The sequence below is a fragment of the Pedobacter glucosidilyticus DSM 23534 genome (assembly GCF_000425145.1).
Taxonomy (GTDB): domain Bacteria; phylum Bacteroidota; class Bacteroidia; order Sphingobacteriales; family Sphingobacteriaceae; genus Pseudopedobacter; species Pseudopedobacter glucosidilyticus.
Map to the genome: position 1 here is coordinate 1 of NZ_AULF01000052.1, position 8,700 is coordinate 8,700.

Sequence of the window (8,700 nt, forward strand, 5' to 3'; positions counted from 1 at the left end):
GATTTTTATGCTAATAATAGTTCACAAGAGCCTGCACCAGATTTTCTGGCTAAATACATAGGTTATAATCCTTCGGTACAGGCAGATACACTACTCTTAGACCAGTTCTTTTTTAAAGAAACTGCCTATATAGAAAGCAACGGAGAATTTACAGAAGACGAAGAAACAGCTTATGAATTACCCGTAATAGAAGCCGGAGCAAGTTTAGGAAATTTTATTAGCGGAGAATGCGGAATAGACATCGTTTTAAATTACGGCGACTATAAAGAACCAGTAAACAGCGCAGCCTTTACTTTTAACCTGGCCTATGCAAGAGCAACAGAAGCTACAATAAACATTGCCGCTATTACAGATGCCTTTATAAAAAAACAAGTCAAAGAACAAATCTTCCAGTTTTTAGATGCAGCAGCCTATTTTGGTTTTCATGCCTCTACAGATAAAGGACAAGTAAAATTAAAGCACACCGGAGCAGTACAGGTTAAGAACAACCAACAGATCTACACAGATGTCATCCAGAACTTTTATACTAAAAACAACCTGTACCTGTATATCCAGAGCGACCGTACCCGCAGCTATAATTTTTATAATAATTACCTTATAGATGATGTCTCTGCTAATAGTCTTAAAATAGGTGATACAGAAAATTCATTAGCAGAAGCAGCTTACCAAACTGATAGCTGGCCATTGTTGATCCTGAGCGACTCTCAGAACCATAGCGAGACAAGCAACAAGCTTTATTTGCAACTAGTAACAGATAATAACCAAAATGCCATGTTGTATGGCCAGGTGGCACAAATAGATAACGCCCAGGCTAATAATTTTATAGATGCGGATAACCTGAAACAAGCAGTTGATACGGAAGGTAATGAAAGTATTTTCACCAAAACCATTACCCTCTCTAACCCGGCAAGCGGAGCAGTAGGAGCAAAAAATACGATAGCAACTTTTAACATCCTGCTTTACCAGGGTAAAACTTATAGCTATTTGGCCGGGCAGATCATCAATGAGGATAATGAAGAAGAAGATGTTTACGCATCTCCCAATTTTTTTGATGATGTATTTGGCGAATTACAAGCTACACCCTTATTGCAGGCTACTATAGATATTTCGTATAGCAGTATTACTTTCCAAAGACCGAAACTGATTAATCATTATTATGATCAGAAACAGCAGGGCATTAGTGCAGTACAGACGGTAATGGTGAATGATGAGATAGTTACAGAGGAGAATGAGCCTGCATTAAGAAGGGTAACCTATATTACTGAGGCGGTAGATTTGTTGAGTGATGTTACATCTGTAGCGGGAACTATTACTGCCAGAACTAATGCCACTCCTTCACTTTCAGGAGCAGTAGATGGAAATAACATATATAGATTGCCTGATCCTTACTATTACACATTAACAGTTTTTTCTGACGATGTGTATGCTATAACTGGGGTGGAATTAAAATCCTTAGATAACACAAATCCCAATAAGGTCATTTTAGGAATTACTAAAGAAGAGAACGATATTTTGACAGGACTAGTGAATACGAATAACCTAGTGAACTCAAAACTGTTTCTAATTGATGTTTCGAATGAAAATACAAATCTAGTATCGCCTGAAAATATAATATACAAAAAATATGAATTAGGAATAGTAGGGGAAAATAGTAATGGAATCACTGTATTATTTGAACCAAGTGAAAGTATTATAGTATATTCTATTGATAGGAATTATCATGTTACTAGAAGATATTCAGAGTATATGGAAGAGAATCCATTGTCTTCTATGAGTTTGGATTTAAATGTTAATCTACCCTTTGCACTATAACCATGGCTAACGCAGCAATTTTAAAAACTATCAGAGTTATACAAACAGACAACTTGTCGAAACTAGCATTTGATTTAGATGGTTATCTTGTACAGTTTAATATTGGAGATATAGTTTATAAACATGTAGAACAAGATAGTTTTAGAAAAGACGATTTAAAGAATCAAGCTAATCCTGTTTCAGCAGGATATTATACGAAAGATTCTTTTCTTAAGTATTTAACAATAACAAAGGATATTAACATACTTAAACAGCATGCATTAGAAAAAAATATTTCTGTAAAATATGCTAAGAAGGATGACGATATCAAAGTACAGAAACTTGTTTTGAAGATGCCTTATGATAATTTTTGTACTGTAGGTATTTACAATTTTAAATATAGTGGTAATATTAATGATGTAATAGATCCTAGTAATCTAAGAATCAAAGTTCCAGATAATATAGAACCTATATCAATTAAGCTGAACAACTTGTTTGTAGCAGCAACAGATTTTTATAAAAATAAGATTTCATTGCTAGATATCTTTTTAGGAGAAGAGGAAGGTCAGGCTGCTGTTTTAATAGCAAAAATAGCACTAGTCATTAACATGATTAATAAAGAGATTTTTCCTATGTTTAATCTACAGGGAGCAGATAATTTATCTGAATTCACAATAAGCCAAAACGAGGAATGGGTAAACGGAAATATTTTTAATAATCCAACATTAGATGATCTCAACAACTATTATAATAATATCTTAGGCTTTTATAAAACGGCCTATTCTAATCAATTACTTATACTAGATACTCCAGGTTTCAAAAAACTTTATTGGTTAGCTATGGGCTTATCTGCTGGAAACTTATCAATATTACCTGTTGAATATAAATGGCGACTTTTGGAATATATTTCTAAAAATCTCTTAAGCAAAATCTACGAAAGAACAACCCAGGAAGAACTTGTGGTAAAAATTGCATTATCTTTTAACAATAATAATACTATTACCCAGATAGATCCATTTCTTGATCAATTATTAGTAATTAAACCAGATGAAGGTTCAGATAAAACACTTTATGAGACACTTTATCGACAATTAACCACAACATCAAATACATTAGCAGGAACACAGGAATTATCAAATTGGGTTTTCAATACACAATTTAAACCAACAAAAACTAAAGAACAATTTGTTCAGGCCTTATATGCACTTTGGACATACAGTAAATACAATCCCTATACTTTAGACGGTTCGATAAAACCTAGTAAAATCGCTTTTAAAGAATTAGATCCAAATCTTGCATCGTTTAGCTATCCAAATAATGACTTACCTCAAAGTGAGTTTTATTATACACATGTAACATCTTATGATGTGTTCCCTTTCGAAACAAGTCCAAACTATGTAGGTCCTCCTTTGTATATTCATAAAGAGATTAGAAAAACAGCTGCACCTATCTTAATGCCGTATGAGTCAGAAAAATTTATAGGTATTTATTTTGATAACTTCAATTTTAAAATTTCAGGCAAGACGGTATTAGCCTATCAGGACTTAACTCAAGATTATAGATATGGTAATGATGATCCGAATAAAGAGGTTCCAATACCTATCTATAGGGATACTTTATATGGGAATTACCATATTTACCAGCCGGTAAGTCTATTGAATGCAAATATTGATAGTAAAGTAGCTTTTACTACAGTAGATGGGGATGATGTAAATGTAAACGGTGAAAATATTAATTCACTTATCCCTATTTTCCTACTAGAATTCATAGATTCTGCAGGTGATAGGAGCGATGCCGAAACTATTTTGGGATATGCATTAGATGTAGTATCGCTTGTTGGAGGAGTAACCAATTTGGCTAAATTACGCCATCTTCGCTGGGCTGCAACAGGTACAGAAACTGTTGGATTGTTTACTCTTAATGGAATGAGAATCGTTGTTGGCGGGGTGGAGTTCACTGCTGATGTGCTAGGAGTTATGGCAAATTTTGTAACCTGTGAACAGGGGGATGAATTTTGTGAATCGATGAAGAAATATATTTCGATATTACAAATGTCAATATTGACTCTAAATTCAGTAGATTCTTTAGCGAGTTTGATAATGAAAAAGCAGGCTGCCACGGTAATCGAAGCTGCAGGAGGAGGTGTTGATGAAGCTGAAATTATTCAAAATATAAAAAATAAGTTGAATGATTTAAATACGCCTGGTTCTACACAAGCAATTGAAAATACTGCCGCAGCTATAAGCAATATTGGTAAAGATCTATTCTTCAGTTCTTTACTACCTATTCCTATTAACGTAATAACACAATTTATAAATAAAGTTATAGATAGAGTTATTGTAGAAAATGCAAGATTTTACTGGAGACGAAAAGATTTGGTTGTAGGGATTCCATCTACAAACTACCCCAGGTTTTCAACCAGAAGATATGTAGCGGATGGATTTGAAATTGTAAGTGGAAAAAGGGTACAGCGATATAGAAATACAGGAGATTTCTTAAATAATACAACAGAACTGAAGGAGATGGCTGAACATGGTAGAGCTTTAGGCTTAGGAGATATTAATACACCGGGTAACACAACTTCTGTAACAGAGAGTTTGATTATAAAAAGTTATCGTATAGGTAAGCAGGAAACAAAAATTGAGGTTATGAACTGGATGACTAATTATCATAACTTTTTAACAGTTAGAAATAAAGTTCCTTTTTGTTTTTCGAACCAGTCTCATTTTCAACTATTCATTAATGAGTTCAAGACTATAATCAATAAATATGGTTTTGGTAATGATTTAAAGGAAATTACTATAACAGGCTCTTCTTTAACAAAAGTTTCCCCCCCAGATTTAGATTTGATAAACAAAACAATGAATAAGGCTCAGATAAAAGCACATTTGAACCGACTCGAAAAGAATTATAATCTAGCAAAGGAGGCAGAGAAGGTATCGGACAAATTAATAAGTAAAATTGAAAGTTCCTTTAAAACTTCCTTTTCGGAAGGTAAGATTCGACCTGAATGCATGGTACGGTTTGAAAATGAAGTGTTTTATACTTTGAAGAATGAATTAGAAAACATGGTAAATCAACCGATAACGGTAAAAGGTAAATTTGATTTTAATATCTTTCCTGTAGAAGATGAATTGAGGAATTTACCTCCTTCACATGATATTATACTTAATTAAAGAAACACAATGATAGTTAGATATAAAATTTTTGAAAAGGAAATTACCGAACAACAGGCGTCTCGGTCAGAGGATTATGATAAACTATATTTATTGCCAGATGGATTGGTGAAAAAAAAGGAAGAAATAAGATCGGGTAAGTTGGTATTTATCAGTTACTACTTAGATACTGAAGAGACTGAAGCACAGGCTAAATTACTCCTAATACCACTAAATATACGATATCATATAATACAAAGGGAGGAATATGGGAACTATACTGTCGAAAGTGCTAATGGTTATACTGCTGGTAGTTCAATTGTAGCATCAAAATATAAAAAGTTATTAAACAGTGATAATGAAACAATTTGTATCCAGCAATTGGATCTACAGACCAATCAACCTGTTTTTGAACAAACAGGAAAATATATTGGCGAGTATATAGATGAAAGAAGCACACATTATTGTTCATTTGATTATAATCCTGACGGTAGTTTGGATGTTTGTGAATTTAACTATATGCATGATTACGACAGCGAATGGTTTCGTCAATCGAACATACAAGAGATCAGAAATTACTTTGTACTCTCTGATGCTATGTACAATTACTATTTAACTGCGGATTTTCTGCCTCCAATAACATAATAAAATGGCTATACAAGCAGATAAAATACTTGTTATCGACCTTGAGGCTACCTGCTGGGGAGAAGATGGTTCTTACCAGCAACAAAATAGTGAAATCATAGAAATTGGCCTATGTATTCTAAATGTTGATAGTGGCGAAATCGAAGCAAATGAAGGTATTTTAGTTAAGCCGGTTCATTCAGATATTAGTGATTTTTGTACACAGCTAACATCTATCACTCCGGAAATGATTGAGCAGGAAGGAAGATCACTTGAAGAAGCTATTGTTTTATTGCGAGAAAAATATCATTCTCTGAATTATAGCTGGGCCAGTTATGGTGCTTATGATAAAAATATGCTTTTAGAACAATGTAAAAGGTTTAATGTAGAATATCCCATGTCTTCAAGCCATATCAATGTGAAGACGCTCTTGTCTAGAAAGTTAAATCTAGAAAAAGGGTTAGGAATGCAAAAGGCATTGAAAAGATTAAATATTCCATTAGAAGGAACTCATCATCGAGGCGTGGATGATGCAAAAAATATAGCCAAGATATTGAAATTGATATTGAAGAAATAATATGATGAGAAATATATTGTATGCCATAGCTATAATCTTTATCATATTCTGGATAACGATACGAGTTTTCAGTGTTTATAAGCAAGGAAGTATTTTAAGTAATGAAGCTGTATTCGACATTCATATTAATACTGATAGTCTTGATATTGACAGCTATTTTGGATTACCAGCAGGGACTTTTAAAAAAGACAAACATGTTATCCTATGTAAGCTGCCTGTTAATACGTCTTCTTCAGGATTTAAGCCTGACTATATTGAGGTCAAATCCGGGGTATTGGATATAAATTGTGATGAAGGATATACAGAGAAATCCAATGTGAAATTCAATAGTATAGAACTAATTAATAGTGGTAGTAAATTGTTAATTATCAATAAATACGCCGGACAAATTATGAAAAAACAAAGTCGGAAATTCAGATTCTTAAATGAGAGTTTAAATTCATCAAATATCCTTGCAGAAAAAGAAATTGAATTGAATTATAAAAAAGGTAAAATCAATCATATAGTGATCTCGTTATGGAACAGTTATGATTTTTGCCCATAAAAACCAATTGCTTAAAAAGTAAACCAGAAAAACATGCCGACAACAGCCGTAGCTAAAAGATACTATCCAAAATTATCAGAAGTCATTACTTTAGATGATTTACCCGAGTTCTTATCCTTCGCTCGCGAGGGTTTAAATGCTATTTTTGATAAAATCCATTACAAAAACCTGCAATACTCTAAAAGCTATCGGGGTGATGCTGCCTTCTACAGTCTGGATATTGTCTCAAGGGAAATTGGCTTAAACCTGCCTTTTGGCTTACGTTTAATCTTAAACCCGGATGAACAAGGAGATCCCAATATTTCATCTTTCCCAGTTACTCTGGAATACCAGTGGGAAATATTAGCTTATCTACGGGCATTTAAATTATCAGGTTTTTCTTTTACACCAGAAGCATTCTATGAACTGGGCTTACAAATATTCAGGGTATCAGAAGACCAGGTATTGGCCCATACCCTCAATTATTTTGTAGAACCTGTAAACGATACTATCAGCAAATTTGAACAGTTGGTGAGTGATATCAATTTGCTCTACCCCTCGGCAGGCTTAGTTTTACCCGCTAATGAAGAGCCAACTGTTTCCTCAGTAGTGATCTTAATCAATGAAAATTCCAATATTCCAAAAAGTGTTTCGCCTTTAATGTTTGGCCTTTACCTGCTGGATGATGATTTAGAAGTAGTAAATACTCGTTTACAGGAATTTTATAACCTTATTGTACCAGAAGGAATAGAAGCCTTTATACGTAAATTGATTAAACCCAAAGCCAAAGTAAGCTTAAAGCTTTCTGCTGCTATAGAATTTCCAACCAACGTATTACAACCAGTAGACGTAAACGGGAATGTTTTACCAGGTACTACCAAATTCAAATTCGCTGAAGCCATACTTTACGCAGATACAGAAGCAGGCATAGGCTACAAGGCGCAAATAGGAGGTTCTCTAATACCACAATACTCTCAAATTGGTAATACCGGCTTAATTATCGAGTTCACCAATGCTTTACTGGATCTAAGTACGAATACTAATATTCCTCAAGCAGATGCAGCCGGCTATAGCAATGATTTTACTGGTGTATTCATAGAATCTGCCACCGTTGGCCTACCCCAAACCTGGTTACAAAACCCAGGTGCTCCGTCCAACTCAGTAGAAATCATCGGTAAAAATCTATTCATCGGCACCGGAGGTTTTTCTGGCACCATTGGTTTACAGCGGGATAATGATACCGATTTACTCTATAAAAAAATTGGTGGTTTTGAAATAGCCCTCAACGCTTTCGATATTACTTTTCTTCAAAACAGCATCATCAGCTCTAATATTCGCGGTAGCTTAAAAGTAAAAGGTTTTAAGGATGCTTTAGGCAACGATGCTGAGATTGCTGTACTAGTCAGTTTTGATGGCAACGGAGATTTCAACATTACAGCTATTGAAGCAGATGGTATTCCGCTAATTGTAGAAGGCGTGTTTACCTTCTTTGTAAAAAGCTTAACCTTAGGCAGGCAAGATAGCAGGTATTTTATTGGTACCACTGGGGGTTTGCTATTTGATTCGCAATCTGCCGTTGGGAAAATATTCGATGGTCCATTAGAAATTGGTTTAAAGATTTGGGACGATGGCAGCATCCAGCTGCTAGGCTTAGATGGTGCATTTAAGCTTAAAACACCTAAAAACCTACAATTAGGCCCTGCTGCTATCACCATTACCGCCATCCACCATGGTACGCATGAGCAAGTGCATAATGGCCTACTCAGAAAATACTGGTTCTTTGGTTTTGATGGAGGAATAAATATTAACCCCGGAGGGATAGATGCCCGTGGAGATGGTGTAAAGCTATACTTCACGGTAGATAATGGACCTTTACATGTTTTCTTTAGGATACAGAGCATCAGCATTGATTTGATTATCCCTGCCAAAAGCAGTGCGGCAGAAGCGGCTGTTATCATCAAAGGTTACCTGTCTATGAAACAACCATCAGCTGCTAATGAAGGTAATCCGGGCAGTGGCACCGAATATAT

At 34.7% G+C, this 8,700-nt stretch carries 6 protein-coding genes; all 6 read left to right on the forward strand.

All coding sequences use genetic code 11. The features are described 5' to 3' along the window. Positions 1-1,812, forward strand: a 1,812-nt coding sequence (locus H510_RS20245) for a hypothetical protein (protein ID WP_036692804.1), incomplete at its 5' end; no start/stop codon positions are given. 2 nt (positions 1,813-1,814) lie between these two features. Further along, entirely contained in the window at positions 1,815-4,967 is a 3,153-nt protein-coding gene (locus H510_RS0112580) for a hypothetical protein (protein WP_026904651.1), read from the forward strand. Between the two features lie 9 nt (positions 4,968-4,976). Beyond that, a complete protein-coding gene (locus H510_RS0112585) occupies positions 4,977-5,591 on the forward strand; it encodes a hypothetical protein (protein ID WP_026904652.1) in 615 nt (204 codons plus the stop codon). A gap of 4 nt (positions 5,592-5,595) precedes the next feature. Then, on the forward strand, positions 5,596-6,147 hold the full coding sequence (locus H510_RS0112590; RefSeq protein WP_026904653.1) for a 3'-5' exonuclease: 552 nt from the start codon (positions 5,596-5,598) through the stop codon (positions 6,145-6,147). A gap of 1 nt (position 6,148) precedes the next feature. Continuing rightward, positions 6,149-6,691 carry a hypothetical protein gene (locus tag H510_RS0112595; protein WP_026904654.1) on the forward strand — a complete coding sequence of 181 codons (543 nt, stop codon included), beginning with the start codon at positions 6,149-6,151 and terminating at the stop codon, positions 6,689-6,691. Positions 6,692-6,724: 33 nt separating this feature from the next. Further along, the coding region (locus H510_RS18855) for a hypothetical protein (RefSeq protein WP_036692807.1) at positions 6,725-8,700 on the forward strand (1,976 nt) is incomplete at its 3' end.